We start from the raw sequence: 14,893 nt of genomic DNA on the forward strand, positions 1-14,893 counted from the left end.
GGTGCCGGGCTGGGCAGCGCGTACCCTGCCAGACCGTGACCGTTGAGCAGTTCGACGTCGGCGTGGGCCCGTGGCGCGGGGACCCGCCGGACGACCCTCGGTACGACCCGCTGCTGCTCGCCGAGGGCGACCGGCGCAACGTGGTCGACCGCTACCGCTACTGGCGGCGCGAGGCGGTCGTCGCCGATCTGGACCAGCGGCGGCACGACTTCCACGTGGCGATCGAGAACTGGCAGCACGACCTGAACATCGGCACGGTGGTACGCAACGCCAACGCCTTCCTGGCCGCCGAGGTGCACATCGTGGGCCGGCGCCGGTGGAATCGGCGGGGCGCCATGGTGACCGATCGCTATCAGCACGTACGCCATCACGAGACGATCGACGAGTTCGTGGCCTGGGCGGCGCAGGGCGGGTTGCCGCTGGTCGGCATCGACAACCTGCCCGGCTCGCGCCCGCTGGAGAGCACCACGCTGCCCCGGCGCTGCGTCCTGCTGTTCGGCCAGGAGGGACCCGGCCTCTCCGACGCTGCCCGGGTCGCCTGCGACGAACTCTTCTCCATCGCGCAGTACGGCTCGACCCGGTCCATCAACGCGGGCGTGGCGAGCGGGATCGCCATGCACGCCTGGATCCGCGCCTACGCCGGTCCACCTCCTGGTTGAGCCGGGTGGACGCGCGCCGGCAATGGCGCCGCTCCGCTTGACGGCTCGCCGCAGGAGGGCGACGGTGGAGTGGTGACTGTTGCGGTGAGTTGCCCGAGATGCGGCGGGGACGTGCGACCGCCGGACCTGATGCATGCGGAGTCGCGCTGCCCCGACTGCGGCCCGGTCGCCCCGCTGCACGTGCCCGAGCACATCGGCGCCGAGATCGTGGCGAGTGTGGTCGACCGGATCCAGGCCGCCGCGCAGCCGCAGGCGCCGGCGGTGCCGCTGTGGTGTCCGTGGCCGCTGCCGCCCGGATGGACCACCACCGCAGTGGCGTGGGCCGGCGACGACCGGCTCGGGGTACGCGCCACCGCCGTCGCCTGTGCCGGGCCGGCGCCGCTCGGCGGTGGTCCTGCCGACCTGGTTTTCGTGGCCGAGGAGCCGGGGGTGGGCCTGGGAGCCCGACTCGCCGGGGTGCCGGGTCCCGACGCGGGACCGGAACTCGCCGAGGCGTTGACCGAGCCCGGCCCCGGGCATCCCGGTCATGTCGGGCGAGCCGGGATCAGGGTGGCGGGTCACCCGACTCCACTGTGGCTGGTGAATTCCCTGACAGATCGAAGCGCGTACGCCGGCGAGGCTCGGGGATTGTGGCTGTATGCGATAGCCTGGCCGGCGAGTGCGGGGCATCTGCTCGCGGAGGACGTGGAGCTGCACGACCTGGTCGAGTGGACGCCATCCGAGCTCGTGTACGGCGCACCGTCTCCGTATCTGCACGGGAAGGCTTGACAAGCCCCCCGGAATGTCGGAGAACGGACGCAGATATTCACGGTAAGACACCACGCTGATACTCTGGGTGCCGCTGCGGTAATGGGACCCGGCGCCGCGCGAGAGGATGGCCCGCCATGGTCAAGAAGGTCCTCACCTGGGCCGGAATCGCATTCTTGATCTTCTTCGTTGCCTATCGGCCAAATTCCGCCGCGGACGTGTTCAAGTCGCTCGGTGGCGGGATCATGGACATCGCCCAGGGCTTCGGCGACTTCTTCACCAGCCTGGTCGCCTAGCCTCCGATGGCAAGCCCCCCCGGCCCGCCCTTCGACCCCGACGATCCTGATCGGGCGCGTCGGGAACGGGATACCGAGCCGATTCCCCGGATCGACCCCGACGACGGTCCACGCTCCGACCCCTACGGCCCCGACGCCCCGATCTTCTCCGACGATGCCGGTTACGGCCCAGGGCCGGGCTACGTCGGTGAGGATCGGTCGGGGCGGGCCTGGGTGCGGGATCCTGAGGCGGGCTACCAGCCGCCGCAGATCTCCGAGGACGAGCTGGCGGGGCTGCGCGCCGATGCCAGTGGCATGACCCCACGTCGGGTCCTGCCACTGGAAGACGAGCCCAGCTCGTTGGTGGCCCGCTACCTCTTCCCCACCGAGCGCTACCGAGGTGAGTGGAAGCGGCACTGGATCCACCTCACCACGCCGATCATCATCGGCGTCGCCGCCACCTTCGTGCTCGGCTACCTCTCCGGTTTCCTCGCCGGGCAGGACGTCGGGGCGCTCACCACGATCGCGGTCCTGCTCTGGTTCGCGGTGATGGGGTGGGTGGCCTGGCGGATCGCCGACTGGTGGTACGACCGGTTCATCCTGACCAACAAGCGGGTCATGGTGGTCAACGGGATCATCACCCGGCGGGTCGCCATGATGCCGCTCACCCGGGTCACCGACATGAAGTACGAGCAGTCGCCGGCGGGCCGCGCGCTCAACTACGGCACGTTCGTGCTGGAGTCGGCCGGCCAGGAGCAGGCGCTACGCGAGGTCAAGAACCTGCCCAACCCCAACGAACTCTACCTGCGTGTGGTCGAGGAGATGTACGAGCCGCAGGCGGTCGAGGCGCGGTTGGGCAAGGAGCAGGACGAGGCCAAGGCCGACGACGGCGCCTGAAAGTTTTTGACCGAACATCGGAGCTTCAGCGCACCTTTCGCCCTCGACCCGCTGGTCCGGCCATGGCAGGCTGCCCGCAGAACCAGGTTCGGAGGTGGCGCGTGGCCAGCAGCAATCCGCTGGAAGAGGAGTTCCGTGACTTCGTCACGGCCCGCTCCGGCGCCCTGCTGCGGACCGCGTACCTGCTGACCGGTGACTGGGGCACCGCGGAGGACCTGCTCCAGACCGCGTTGACCAAGACGTACCTGGCCTGGAAACGCCTCGGCGGGATCGAGGCGATCGAGCCGTACGCCCGGCGGGTCATGGTGAACACCTCGACCAGTTGGTGGCGGCGTCGCTGGCACGGTGAGCGCCCCACCGAGGTGCTGCCCGAGCGGGCCGCTGCCGACGAGATCGAGCAGCAGTTGGACCGGGACGTGCTCTGGCGGCACCTGCGGGCGTTGCCCGCCCGGCAGCGTGCGGTGCTGGTGCTGCGCTTCTACGAGGACATGTCGGAGGCGCAGACCGCCGCGCTGCTCGACATCTCGACGGGCACGGTCAAGAGCCAGACCTCCCGCGCGCTGGCCACGCTGCGCCGCAGGATCGGCGCGGACGAGTCGTTCACGCTGCCCGGTACGGTGCCGCCGAGCGCCGCCCCGTCGACGACCCGGCGGGCCGGGCGGGCGAGCGCACCCGCCCGAGCCGGCCAGCCGGCGCCGACCCGAGCCGGTCAGCCGGCGTCAGCCCAGGGTGGGCGGGCCGGTGTCCGGGTGCCGGCCGGAGCGGACGGCCCGGTGGTCACCGCTGGCAGCCCGGACCAGCAAGTCGGCGCCAACGAACCGCCGCCGACGGTCGTCGGGCGGCCGGCAGTCGTCGCCCAGCCGGATGGCGCCCTGGCGGGAGAACGACGGTGAACGCCGTTTCCGAAGGTCGTGACAACCCGAGCGGGACTCCGGATCGTCCAAGGGACGTGGGGCAGGACGGGCTGGAACGCGCCGTCCGGGAGGTGTTCTCCCGGCAGGCCGCGACACCGCATGCCGTCGTCGATCCGGCGGCGGCGGTGATCCGGCGGGCCAATCGCATCCAGCGTCGCCGGGCCCTGGCCGGGATGGGGCTGGCCGCGACGGCGATCATCGTGGTCAGTGCCGGGGCGTTGCAGTTCGCCCACGAGCCTCCGCCGAGTGGCAGCACGGTGGTGATCGGCGAACCGGACCAGGTGCCCGAGCCGCCCTTGACCCCGACCAACGCGCCGCCCACGGCGGACACCGGTACCCCGCTCGCCGAGGTCGACCTGGTGCTGGGCGAGACGATCGCCACCGCGCAGGGCCGGCGGGTGCGGGTGGTCGGCGCCGGGCCGATCGAACGGGCCCACCGCCTGCCCGACGGTCGCGGCTGGCTCGCCGTCAGCGCGCCCGGCCTGGCCGGGCGTTTCCTGTGGGCGGTGGCGCCTAACGGCACCGTGCAGGTGCTGCTCGCCGGCGCGGACGAGGTCGTCCTGGACGCGGAGGGGCGCCAGGTCGCCTGGAAGCAGGGCGCCACGCTGGGGACCGCGCGGATCGTCAACGGCGAGTTGACCGCCACCGCACGCGCGGAGGCGCCGGCCAAGGCCATGCCGTTGCGGTTCGTCGGCGGTGCCGTGCTGGTACGGCTCGCCCCCGACCGCCCCGGACACGTGCTGTGGCGCCTGCACCCGGGCACGCTCGACCCGGGTACCGACACGTCCACCGGGCGGATCTTCGGTGCGTTGCCCGACGGACGGCTGGTCGGGGAGGTCGTCACCGACCCGCCGCAGGGCACCTGCCTGACCCTGCTCGACCCGGCATCCGGCCTCGTCCCGACTAGCCCGGATTGCGGGCCGGAACTGACCGGGGACGGTCTGGGTTCGGTGTCGCCGGACGGGCGCTGGCTGCTGGTCAACGGGCGCGCCGAGGGCGGGGAGAAGGCCCTGCTGGTCGACCTGGCCCGGCTGGACCGGTCCGCTGAACCGGTGGTCGCCGGACCGGCGTTCACCGGTGCCGTGGTGTGGAGCACGCCCGCCACCGCCTACTACTACACCGAGACAGCCGGCCGGCTGGCCCGGGTGGATGTCGACCGGGCGACGAGTGGTGGTCCGCCGACCCTGCTCGCCATCACCGGCCAGCCGCCCGTGGTGGTCAGCGGCGGCTGACAGTCGGGCCGGTAGCCTCGGGCGATGATCCCCCGGATCGACCTGCACACGCACTCCACCGCCAGCGACGGCACGCTCGGCCCGGCCGAGCTGGTCCGCGCTGCCGCCGAGGCCGGGCTGGACGTGGTGGCCATCACCGATCACGACACCACCGCCGGCTGGGAGCCGGCGCTGCGGGCCCTGCCGGCCGGGCTGCGCCTGGTCCGGGGCGCGGAACTCTCCTGCCGCTGGGACGGCGTCGAGCCGGCGATACCGCTGCACCTGTTGGCGTACCTCTTCGATCCGGACGCCCCGGAGCTGGTCGCCGAGCTGGCCCGGGTGCGGGCGGCGCGGGTGCAGCGGGGTGAGCGGATCGTGGCGCTGCTGCGGGCCGACGGCATCGACGTCAGTTGGCCGGAGATCCTGGCCGGGGCGGGCGGCGGGACGGTCGGCCGGCCACACATCGCGCAGGCGCTGATCCGGGCCGGCCTGGTCACCACCACTGCGGAGGCGTTCGGATCGGACTGGCTGGGCGAGCGGTACCGGCTGCCCAAGGAGGACATCGAGGTGTTCCGGGCCGTCCGGCTGATCCGGGCGGCCGGTGGCGTGCCGGTCTTCGCCCATCCGAGGGCCAGCCGACGTGGCCGGATCGTGCCGGACGAGCTGATCGCCGACCTGGCGGCGGCCGGGCTCGCCGGACTGGAAGCCGACCACGAGGACCACTCGCCCGCCGAACGGGCACACGTGCGTGGCCTCGCCGCCGAGCTGGGCCTGCTGGTGACCGGATCGTCGGATTTCCACGGCACACACAAGACCGTCCGGTTGGGCGAGTTCAGCACCGGGCCCGAGGCGTACGAACGGATCGTCGCCGCCTCGTCCGGGGTGATCGAGGTCGCGTCGGGCTGATCTCTGTTTCAGCCGCCCCGCGCCGCTACGGTGACCAGGTGGATCTCAAGCTTTTCGGCGAGGTCTTCGTGACCCTGCTGGTGATCGTCGACCCGCCGGGCATGATGCCGATCTTCCTCGCCTTGACCGGCCCACTGGCGGCGCGGGAACGCAACCGGGCCGCCTGGCAGGCGGTCGCGTTGGCGCTCGGCGTGATCGTGGTCTTCGCGGTCGCCGGGCAGACCCTGCTCGCCTACCTGCACGTCGACCTGCCGGCGTTGCAGGCGGCCGGCGGACTGCTGCTGGTGCTGGTCGCCCTGGAACTGCTGACCGGCAAGGCCGACGACCCGACCAAACAGGCCACCTCCAACATCGCCCTGGTGCCGCTGGGTACGCCGCTGCTGGCCGGTCCCGGCGCGATCGTGGCCACCATGCTCTTCGTCCAGCAGGCCGACGCGACGGCGGACTATCTGGCCATCGCCACCGCGATCGTCGCGGTGATGCTGACCGTCTGGATCGTGCTGCGCTTCTCCGGCGGGATCGTCAAGGTGCTGCGGCCGGGCGGCATCGAGGTGCTCACCCGCATCGCCGGCCTGCTGCTGGCGGCGATCGCCGTCCAACTCATCGCGGACGCGATCTTCGCCTTCGTGGCCGACTTCGCCGCCACGCGCTGACCGGTCGGCGGGAGTGTCGGGGGTAGATGGCAGGATCGCAGGCGTGCGACGAGCCTCCCCAGCCGGACGACCCGCAGCCGGTGGTCGCGCGCCCCGGCCTGACCCACAGCCGGAGCAACTCGGCTTCGACGGTATGCCGGAGCGGCTGTTCGTCTGCACGCCGAGCAAGCTCGGCGCGTACGCGGACTGTCCCCGCCGTTACCGCTACTCGTACGTCGACCGGCCCGCGCCGCCGAAGGGCCCGCCCTGGGCGCACAACTCGCTCGGCGCGAGCGTGCACACCGCCCTGAAGAACTGGTATGCGCTGCCCGTCGACCGGCGTCGCACCGAGGTGCTGCCCACCCTGCTCAAGGGCACCTGGGTCCGCGACGGCTACCGGGACGACGAGCAGGAACGCGACGCCTACCGGCGGGCGCTGGGCTGGCTTGAGACGTACGTCGACGGGCTCGACCCGGCCGACGAACCGGTCGGCGTCGAGCGGGTGGTGGCCGTCAAGACCGGGGTGTTGGCGTTCAACGGCCGGGCCGACCGGATCGACGGGCGCACCGGTGAGCAGGGCCGCGAACTGGTCATCGTCGACTACAAGACCGGCCGCACCGGGCTCGACTCCGACGACGCCCGAGGCTCGCAGGCACTGGCCCTCTACGCGTACGCGGCCGAGCGGGTCTTCCGCCGGCCGTGCCGGCGGGTCGAGCTGCACCACCTGCCCAGCGGCACCGTCGCGGCGCACGAACACACCGCCGATTCGCTGGCGCGGCAGGTGACCCGGGCGGAGGAGACCGCCCGGGACATCATGGCCGCCGAGCGGGCGGTCGCCGACGGCGCCGACCCGGACGACGCCTTCCCCACCACGCCGAGCCCGCGCTGCGCCTGGTGCGACTACCGCCGCACCTGCCCGGCAGGCGCCACGGTGCCCGGCAAGGAGCCGTGGGCCGCCGTCGACCGCCCCGCCGCGCCCCCCGCCGAGCAGGGATGACCGCTCAGTCGACGACGTGGATCTTGGTGGGAAACGGCCCCCACGGGGGCCGTTTCCCACCAAGATCCGCGAGACCGAACCTAGTGGTCGGTGGAGCGGCGGGCCTGGCAGGCGGGGCAGAGGCCCCAGAAGGTGACCTCCGCCTCGTCGACCTGGAAGCCGTGGGTGATCCCCGAGTCGAGGCAGGGGGCGTCGCCGACCGCGCAGTCGATGTCGGCGATCTCGCCGCAGCCCCGGCACACCACGTGGTGGTGGTTGTCGCCCACCCGGGCCTCGTACCGGGCCGGGCTGCCGGCCGGCTCGATCCGACGGGACAGACCGGCACGGGAGAGCGCGCCCAGCACGTCGTAGACCGCCTGGGTGGAGACGGAGTCGAGGCGTTCCCGTACCCGGCGGGTGATCTCGTCGACTTCGAGGTGACCACCGCCGGCCAGGACGTCGAGCACGGCGAGGCGGGGCCGAGTGACCCGCAGGCCCTTCGACCGGAGCAGTTCCTCGCCGGTTGGCATGCGTCCATGACAGCACGGCACGCCCGGTGCGACAACCAACCCGGTTCGTCCGATCGTCCCCGGTCGCCGGGGCCATCGCCAGGTGGATCAGTTGACGGGACGGTGAACTTCGTCGGCCCGTCCCGCGTGTGACCCAGCAGAGCGCTGGGCGGGTGGACCCCGGCGCCGTACGCTGACAGCCACGATCATCCAGCCGGAGGTGTCGATGTTCGAGAAGGCGCTGGGCCTGCCCCTGCACATACTGGTGGTGCACGCGGTCGTGATCTTCGTACCGCTGCTGGTGCTGTTGGCTCTCGCGTACATCGCGTTGCCGCGCTTCCGGGCCCGACTGGACTGGGCGGTGCTGGCCCTGGCGGTGGTCGCGCCGATCACCGCGTGGGTCGGCGTGGAGTCCGGCGAGGCGCTCCAGCAGCGGCAGATCGCGCGGGGCTTCTCCGGCGAGATCCTCGACAAGATCAACGAACATGCCGAGTACGGCAACGTGCTGTTCCGGTACACCCTGGGGCTGGCCCTGGCGGTCATCCTGCTGGTCGTGGCGACCGGTCGCCACGAGCGGCTACCGAAGCTGCCCCGCTGGGCGGCGCCGGTGCTGTCGGTGGTGGTGCTGGGGCTCGGGGTGGCCGCCCTGGTCTACGTCTGGCTCACCGGGCACTCCGGTTCCGAGATGGTCTGGGGCAACACCTTCGACTAGTGCACCCCGCTCAGAACAGCGCCCGGGTGCAGAGCAGACAGACCAGCACCATGAGGACGGCACCGGCCACCGCGCCCACCCCCCAGGTCAACCGCTGCGCCCGCTGTTCCCGGGCGTCCAGGGCGGCCATGTCCTGCGCCGGCAGTTGCCGGGGCGGCAGCGCTTGCAGGTGCACCGGTGGCCGCCAGCCGGCCGGCGGCGCGATGGTCGGTGGCGGGCCGGGGTAGCCGTCCGAGGCGCCGGCAGCCGGTGGCTGGCCGGGGCCGCCGCCACCCGGTGCGGGGTGGCGTTGCGCCGGATCGCCGGACGTGGCCCCGTCGCCGGTGTCCGGCCGGCGCCACGGCTCGTCGGAGGCCGGACCGGGTGGGGAGGTGGTCACGCCGACCGACGCTACCAACCACCCCACGGCCACGCGGTCAGGCCGCGCCGCCCCGACGCTCAGCCGCCCGGCGACGCCCTGGTACCGCTGCCACCTGCCGGACGGCTACCCTTCGGCTCGTGAGCACGCAGGATCCCCGCAGCCGGGGCGACGACGACCGGGTGGTCGACCTGGGCGACGACTTCACGGTGCTGCCCGAGCAGACCGCCGACGACACCGACCAGGGCTGGGGCGAGCGGACCGGCGGCAACGACGACCGGCTGCTCGCCGAACGCCCGCCGCACTGGGACTGACCGGCGTCGGGCGGGCGGCGCCTCAGGAGGTGCTGGCGGCAGCCGGTGCCTTGCCCGTACCGCCACCGGAGGAACTGCTCGACGACCCGCCGGCCGAACCGGACGACGGGGTGCTCGCCGGGGTCGACGTCGAGCTGGACGACGACGAGTCGGACCCGCTGGACTTGCTCGTGGTGCTGCTCGACGTGCTCTCCGAGCCGGAGGAGCGGGAGTCGGTGCGGTAGAAGCCGGAGCCCTTGAAGACGATGCCGACGGAGTTGAACATCTTCCGCAGCCGCCCCTCGCACGCGGGGCACTCGGTCAGCGGCTCGTCAGAGAAGGACTGCACCGCCTCGAGCTGGTGACCGCACGCGGTGCAGGCGTACTGGTACGTGGGCACGTTCTCCTCCGGATCTGACACGGCCGGTTGGCACTCGACGTATTCGAGTGCCAATGGTGCGTCATGGGGCCCCGGTTCGTCCAGCGGAAGTGTGGGGCACGACACCCGGGAGGGTGTCGAGCGAGAGCAGGCCACCGGCGGGGGTGACCACCGCCCGTACCGGCCGGTCATGCGGTTCGGCCGGAAGCGCGTCGAGCAGCTCACCGTCGTGCAGCGGCACCACGGTCGGCACGGCCGCCGGCACCCGGGCCAGTGTCCGGTCGTACGAGCCACCGCCCCGGCCCAGCCGGACGCCCCGGCGATCCACCGCCAGGGCGGGCACGACGACCAGGTCGGCGGTGGCGATCGCGGCCAGTCCCAGCCGGGGCGTGGCCGGCTCCCGGATGCCCCGGCCGGCGGCCACCAGCGGCTGCCCTTCGGCCCACACCGCCCAGTCCAGGTCCAGGTCGTCGCGGAGGACCGGCAACAGCAACTGCGCCCCGGCCGGCAGCGCGGTGGCGAGCGCCGTCGGCAGTTGCGCCCCGCCGGGCTCACTGCCGACCGGCACGTACGCGGCGACCCGGTTCGGCCGGAGCCGGCGTACCAGGGCGACCAGTTCGTCCTGGACGCGCGCCGCAGCCGAGCGACGCTCGGTTCCGGTCATCGCCCGGCGGCGGGCGAGTAGCCCGGCCCGGACCGCCCGCTTCGCGTCATGCGTCACTTCCGCTTCTTCAGCAAATTCCGGCACGCAACACTCCTCACGCAACGCTCGTCTGGCGGTTGCTCTGTGTCAGCATCGCAAGCAACGGTCGCGCAACTTCCGGGGGGAAGTGTTGACGCTACGCGGGCGGTTGACAGCGGCCTTCCTGGCCGTGGCGTTCGGCCCGATCCTGCTCGGTGCCGTTTTCGTCGCGTCGACCGTGACGGCGGTCGACCGGAGCCGCGCCACCGAGCGGCTGGCGGTGGCCAACGCCGCCGTGCGTACCTCGATCGACGCGCTCTGCCAGCAGTTACGTGCCGCCGCGGACGCGGTTGCCCTCGCCGTCGACCACCCGGGCGCGGCCAGCCAGGTGGTCAGTCGGGGCCTCGCCGCAGCGGTCCAGGTCACCGACGTGGCCGGCCGGGTCGGCGTGGCCACTGCGAACGCTCCGCCGGCACCCTGGCGGGACTGCGCCGAACCCGGCCGGCCCAGCGGACCGGTCGCCGCGCTCGCCGTACGCGTCGAGCTGCGCGACGCCACCGGCGCGCGGCTCGGTACGGTCACCGCCGCGCAGCCGGTCGACCCGCTGCTCGTCGCCCGACTCGCGGCGGTGACCGGAGTCGCGGTGACGCTGCTCGACGGTGTCGCCCCGGCCGTCACGGTGGCCCACTCCACCGAGTCCGACGGCGGTCGGGAGGCGGTCCTGGCCGCTGCCGCCACCCTGCCCGAAGGGCGGGTCACCAGCACGCCAGAGGGCCGGTTCCTGCGCCGGGCCGGGCCGGCACCGGGGCAACCCCTGCCGTTGGTCTTGTCGGTGCCCAGTGACCAGCCGGCGGGGCTGTATCCGGTGCTGGTCGCCGTCGTGCTGCTGGCGGCCCTGCTGGGCGTGGCCGTGGCCTGGCGGTTGGCCCGGGTGACCACCCGGCCGCTGGTGGAACTGGCCGGTGCGGTGGACCGGGTCGCCGCGGGAGACCTCACCGCCCGGGTGCCGGTCCGCAGCGGTGACGAGATCGGTCGGCTGGCCGGCGCGTTCAACCGGATGACCCGGGACACCGGTGGCTACCTGGCGGCGCTGGCCAGCAGCCGGGACCAGTTGCGGGGCCACCTCGCCGTGCTCGGCGACACCCTGGCCAGCACCCACGACCTGCAACGGATCCTGCGGGTGATCCTGCACAGCGCACTCGCGGCGACCGGGGCCCGAGCCGGTGCGGTGCTGCTCACCGAGCCGGGCGGCGTACTCGTCGCGCAGTGCACCGAAGGTCTCGACGACGGGCGCTGGACCGGCAGCGGGCCGCCGGGGGTGCCGCTCGGCAGCGGGGTGGTCGGTGCGGTGGCGGCGACCGGGCAGCCCTGCCGGGGACGGGCCGAGGCGGATGACGCGCCGCCCGGCGAGCCACGATGCCGGACGTACATCGCCGTGCCGTTCGCCGCACCCGAGGCCAGCGGACTTCGGGGCCCCGGGGGCGTCCGGCCCGGGGAGGACGCGCCGCCCGTGGCCGGAACGGAACCGCCGGCCCGGCCGCTGGGCGTACTCGCCCTCTACGACCGGCTCGGCGGGGAGGAGTTCGACGACGACGATCTGGTGACCCTGCGTACCTTCGCCGGGCATGTGGCGGTGGCCGTCGACAACGTACGCGTCCACGAGGAGGCGCAGCGGCTCTCCCTCACCGATCCGCTGACCGGCCTGTGGAACTACCGCTACCTGCGCGAGTCGCTGCGTCGGGAGGTGGAACGGGCCAGCCGGTTCGGCCGGATGGTGAGCGTCCTCGTGCTCGACCTCGACCGGTTCAAGACGGTCAACGACACGTACGGGCACGCGGCCGGTGACACCGTGCTGGCCGAGTTCGCCCGCCGGGTTCGCGGCGAGATCCGCGAGGTCGATCTCGCCTTCCGTCAGGGTGGGGAGGAGTTCGTGGTGCTGCTACCCGAAACCGACGCCCGAGGCGCCACGATCGTCGCCGAACGGCTGGGCGCGGCCGTCCGCAACACCCCGGTCCCGGTGCTGGGACACGCGGGCGTCCAGGAGTCGATCGCGGTCACCGTGTCCATCGGCATCGCCGTCTACCCCGACCATGCCGCAACCGGCCTGCGGGTGCTGGAGGCGGCGGACGAGGCGCTCTACGCCGCCAAGGCGGCCGGCCGGGACACCTGGCAGGTGGCGGCGGGCGTGAGTCGGATGACCGACCCGGCCGACGGCGGCGCCGCCGGTGCCCGCGCCGTCCGGGCGGCGCCGCCCAGCCGGGAGATGTCGGTCTCCGTCGCCACCCGCAGTCCGGCGGACGGGCTGCCCCGGGCCGGGCCCGGCACCGATCCCGGCGCACCGGCGGAACACGACGAACCCGGCTGAGCCGGTCGTGTCGGCACCGGCAGAAGCGGTCGGGGAGGCGGCGCGTCTTCCGGTCCTCACCCGCCGAGGCGCGGCCATGGCCGATAGTCTCGCGACATGTCGGAGCACTCAGCGAACCCCTCAGCGGCCGCCGCCACCGGCCGTCCCCGTGCCGTCAAGGCCGTGATCCCGGCCGCCGGCCTGGCGACCCGGTTCCTGCCGGCCACCAAGGCGGTCCCCAAGGAACTGCTGCCGGTCGTCGACCGGCCGGTGTTGCAGTACATCGTCGAGGAGGCCGCGCAGGCCGGCATCGGCGACATCCTGCTGATCACCGGCCGGGGCAAGACATCGATGGTCGACCACTTCGATCGCCGGCCCGATCTGGAGGAGCGGCTCGCGGAGAAGCCCGACCTGCTGGCCGCCGTCAAGCGGACCGAGGAACTGGCGGCCATCTACACCTGCCGGCAGCCCGAGCAACTCGGGCTCGGCCACGCCGTGGGATTCGCCGAGTCGCACGTCGGTGATCAGCCCTTCGCGGTGCTGCTCGGCGACGAGTTCGTCAACCTCTCCGAGCCGCTGCTGCCGGCCATGCTGGAGTTGCAGGCCCGTACGGGTGGCGTGGTGCTGGCCTTCTTCGAGGTCGACCCGGCCGAGACCAAGCGGTACGGCATCGCCTCGGTCGAGCCGGCGGAGACCGAGCTGACCGACATCGGCGAGGTCGTGAAGGTGACCGGCATGGTCGAGAAGCCGAAGCCGGAGGAGGCGCCGAGCAACCTGGCCGTGCTCGGCCGGTACGTGTTGCCCGCCAAGGTCTTCGACGCGATCCGCCGCACCCAGCCCGGCAGCGGCGGGGAGATCCAGCTGACCGACGCGATGGAACTGCTGCGGGCCGAGGGAACCCCGGTGCACGCCATCGTCTACCGGGGCATCCGCTACGACACCGGCATGCCGCTGGGCTACCTCCAGACCGTGGTGCAGATCGCCGCCGAGCGCGAGGACCTGGGCAGCGAGTTCCGCAAGTGGCTGGCCGAATTCGTCAACTCCGACGCGTCGGGCGGTCGGAATACATGACCGCGACGGCCGACGCCGAGGCGGCCGAAAACGGGTTGACGCCGCTCGCCGACTACCTGGGCAGTGTGCTGCGCAGGTTACGCGCGCTGCCGCCACTCGACCTCGACCTCACCCAGGCGTACGGCAACGTCCTCGCCGAGGACGTCATCGCACCGCACTCGTTCCCGGCCTTCGACCAGGCGGCCGTCGACGGGTACGCCGCGCGCTGGGAGGACATCGCCGGCGGGGTCCGGGGCGTGGGCTACGTCCCGACCCAGTCCGGCGGGCCGGGTGGCCGGACGGTACGGCTCAACGTGGTCGGTGACCTCGGCGCGGCCAGCTGGCGCCCGGTGCGGCTCACCCCGGGCTCGTGTTTCTCGGTCGCCGCCGGTGCGCCGCTGCCGATCGCCGCCGACGTGGTGGTGCCGGTCGAATGGACCGACCAGGGCATGGCGGCGGTGGAGATCTTCCGCGCCCCCAAGCGGGGGTACGGGGTACGCCGGGCCGGTGCGGAGGTGGCCGCCGGTGCCCTGCTCGCCCGCTCCGGCACGTACGTCTCCCCGGCGCTGGTGGCGGTGCTCGCGGCCACCGGCATCGGGCACGTGGTGGTCCGCCCCAGCCCGCGCGTGGTGATCGTGGCCACCGGCGACGAACTCGTCGACGTGGGTCGGGGTAGCCAGCCGGGCCAGGTGGTGGACGCCAACTCGCACGCGTTGACCGCCGCGGCGGCGGAAGCGGGTGCGCTGGCGTACCGGGTGGGCATCTGCGACGACGACCCGGAAGGGCTGCGCGGCCTGCTGGAGGACCAGACGCTGCGGGCCGACCTGATCATCACCACCGGCGGCACCGGCACCGGGCCGGGCGACATGGTCCGCCGGATCCTGTCCCGCCGGGAAGGCAACCGGGCCGGCCCGGTCACCTTCACCGACGTGGCGCTCTACCCCGGCACCGCGCTCGGGTTCGGCACCGTCGGCGCCGAGGAGGTGCCGGTGGTCTGCCTGCCCGGCGACCCGGGCGCGGCGATGATCGGCTTCGAGGTGCTGGCCCGCCCGGCGATCAACCTGCTGGCCGGCGCCGAACCGGTGTTCCGGCCGAGCGTGCGGGCACACCTGCTGGAGACCGTCTCCTCGCCGGCCGGACTGCGCGAGTTCCGGCCCGCGCACGTCGCCGAGCGGCGTGGCGGGGGTTACACTGTCCAACCGCTCAACGGCGGCCCGTTCACCCTCTCCGGCCTGGCAGAGGCGAATGGACTTCTCGTACTCGGCGAGCGGGTGACCGCCGCCGCCGCCGGCTCCACGGTGGACGTGCTGCTGCTCGACCGCCGCCGATGAATCGCCGGTGACGCTGGG

At 73.2% G+C, this 14,893-nt stretch carries 17 protein-coding genes and 2 pseudogenes; 15 read left to right on the top strand and 4 right to left on the bottom strand.

Features of this window, described 5'->3' with window-relative positions; genetic code table 11:
* Nucleotides 1-35 precede the first annotated feature (35 nt).
* From E0H26_RS03835 to E0H26_RS03870, 9 genes are all read left to right on the top strand, one after another.
* Nucleotides 36-659, top strand: a complete 624-nt coding sequence (locus E0H26_RS03835; RefSeq protein WP_131300861.1) for a TrmH family RNA methyltransferase — start codon at nucleotides 36-38, stop codon at nucleotides 657-659.
* 84 nt (nucleotides 660-743) lie between these two features.
* A complete protein-coding gene (locus tag E0H26_RS03840) occupies nucleotides 744-1,427 on the top strand; it encodes a DUF6758 family protein (RefSeq protein ID WP_338106192.1) in 684 nt (227 codons plus the stop codon).
* Nucleotides 1,428-1,543: 116 nt separating this feature from the next.
* Complete coding sequence (locus E0H26_RS29100; RefSeq protein WP_007455302.1) at nucleotides 1,544-1,702, top strand: hypothetical protein; 159 nt, start codon at nucleotides 1,544-1,546, stop codon at nucleotides 1,700-1,702.
* Nucleotides 1,703-1,708: 6 nt separating this feature from the next.
* Nucleotides 1,709-2,578: a PH domain-containing protein gene (locus E0H26_RS03845; RefSeq protein ID WP_131300863.1), complete on the top strand. Its 870-nt coding sequence runs from the start codon at nucleotides 1,709-1,711 to the stop codon at nucleotides 2,576-2,578.
* A gap of 101 nt (nucleotides 2,579-2,679) precedes the next feature.
* A complete protein-coding gene (locus E0H26_RS03850) occupies nucleotides 2,680-3,471 on the top strand; it encodes a SigE family RNA polymerase sigma factor (RefSeq protein ID WP_131300865.1) in 792 nt (263 codons plus the stop codon).
* 56 nt (nucleotides 3,472-3,527) lie between these two features.
* The gene (locus tag E0H26_RS03855; protein WP_131300868.1) at nucleotides 3,528-4,724 is read left to right on the top strand and encodes a hypothetical protein; all 1,197 of its coding nucleotides are present in this window, start codon (nucleotides 3,528-3,530) and stop codon (nucleotides 4,722-4,724) included.
* 24 nt (nucleotides 4,725-4,748) lie between these two features.
* Nucleotides 4,749-5,609: a PHP domain-containing protein gene (locus E0H26_RS03860; protein WP_131300870.1), complete on the top strand. Its 861-nt coding sequence runs from the start codon at nucleotides 4,749-4,751 to the stop codon at nucleotides 5,607-5,609.
* Nucleotides 5,610-5,647: 38 nt separating this feature from the next.
* Nucleotides 5,648-6,262: a MarC family protein gene (locus E0H26_RS03865; protein ID WP_131300872.1), complete on the top strand. Its 615-nt coding sequence runs from the start codon at nucleotides 5,648-5,650 to the stop codon at nucleotides 6,260-6,262.
* Nucleotides 6,263-6,395: 133 nt separating this feature from the next.
* A complete protein-coding gene (locus tag E0H26_RS03870) occupies nucleotides 6,396-7,238 on the top strand; it encodes a RecB family exonuclease (protein ID WP_240742012.1) in 843 nt (280 codons plus the stop codon).
* Between the two features lie 80 nt (nucleotides 7,239-7,318).
* Here E0H26_RS03870 and E0H26_RS03875 read toward each other — a convergent pair whose 3' ends face one another.
* A complete protein-coding gene (locus E0H26_RS03875; RefSeq protein WP_131300876.1) occupies nucleotides 7,319-7,747 on the bottom strand; it encodes a Fur family transcriptional regulator in 429 nt (142 codons plus the stop codon).
* Nucleotides 7,748-7,952: 205 nt separating this feature from the next.
* Between E0H26_RS03875 and E0H26_RS03880 the strand changes: the two genes are divergently transcribed.
* Nucleotides 7,953-8,438 (top strand): DUF2231 domain-containing protein, encoded by a 486-nt coding sequence (locus E0H26_RS03880; protein WP_131300878.1) that lies wholly within the window; start codon nucleotides 7,953-7,955, stop codon nucleotides 8,436-8,438.
* A gap of 10 nt (nucleotides 8,439-8,448) precedes the next feature.
* Here the strand turns inward: E0H26_RS03880 and E0H26_RS03885 are convergent, their stop codons facing one another.
* Nucleotides 8,449-8,817 (bottom strand): hypothetical protein, encoded by a 369-nt coding sequence (locus E0H26_RS03885; protein WP_131300881.1) that lies wholly within the window; start codon nucleotides 8,815-8,817, stop codon nucleotides 8,449-8,451.
* A gap of 119 nt (nucleotides 8,818-8,936) precedes the next feature.
* Between E0H26_RS03885 and E0H26_RS29105 the strand changes: the two genes are divergently transcribed.
* Nucleotides 8,937-9,110, top strand: coding sequence for a hypothetical protein (locus E0H26_RS29105; protein WP_165521754.1), 174 nt, complete (start codon nucleotides 8,937-8,939; stop codon nucleotides 9,108-9,110).
* 29 nt (nucleotides 9,111-9,139) lie between these two features.
* On the top strand, nucleotides 9,140-9,334 hold the full coding sequence (locus E0H26_RS29710) for a hypothetical protein (RefSeq protein ID WP_240742022.1): 195 nt from the start codon (nucleotides 9,140-9,142) through the stop codon (nucleotides 9,332-9,334).
* A 62-nt stretch (nucleotides 9,335-9,396) separates the two neighbouring features.
* On the opposite strand, the pseudogene E0H26_RS29715 reads toward E0H26_RS29710, so the two are convergent.
* Nucleotides 9,397-9,660: pseudogene (locus E0H26_RS29715) on the bottom strand (FmdB family zinc ribbon protein); the annotation flags it as partial.
* Nucleotides 9,551-10,189, bottom strand: coding sequence for a 5-formyltetrahydrofolate cyclo-ligase (locus tag E0H26_RS03895; RefSeq protein WP_206024868.1), 639 nt, complete (start codon nucleotides 10,187-10,189; stop codon nucleotides 9,551-9,553). The pseudogene E0H26_RS29715 and the gene E0H26_RS03895, both read right to left, overlap by 110 nt.
* A 112-nt stretch (nucleotides 10,190-10,301) precedes the next feature.
* On the opposite strand from E0H26_RS03895, the pseudogene E0H26_RS03900 reads away from it, so the two are divergent.
* The 3 genes and pseudogenes from E0H26_RS03900 (at nucleotide 10,302) to E0H26_RS03910 (ending at nucleotide 14,875) form a co-directional block, all read left to right on the top strand.
* A pseudogene (locus E0H26_RS03900) lies at nucleotides 10,302-12,602 on the top strand (diguanylate cyclase).
* Nucleotides 12,603-12,611: 9 nt separating this feature from the next.
* Nucleotides 12,612-13,565 (top strand): UTP--glucose-1-phosphate uridylyltransferase, encoded by a 954-nt coding sequence (locus tag E0H26_RS03905; protein ID WP_131300887.1) that lies wholly within the window; start codon nucleotides 12,612-12,614, stop codon nucleotides 13,563-13,565.
* Nucleotides 13,562-14,875, top strand: coding sequence for a molybdopterin molybdotransferase MoeA (locus tag E0H26_RS03910; protein WP_131300889.1), 1,314 nt, complete (start codon nucleotides 13,562-13,564; stop codon nucleotides 14,873-14,875). Before E0H26_RS03905 ends, E0H26_RS03910 begins: the two co-directional genes overlap by 4 nt.
* Nucleotides 14,876-14,893: the final 18 nt, after the last annotated feature.

The organism is Micromonospora zingiberis (assembly GCF_004331455.1).
GTDB classification, from domain to species: Bacteria; Actinomycetota; Actinomycetes; order Mycobacteriales; family Micromonosporaceae; genus Micromonospora; species Micromonospora zingiberis.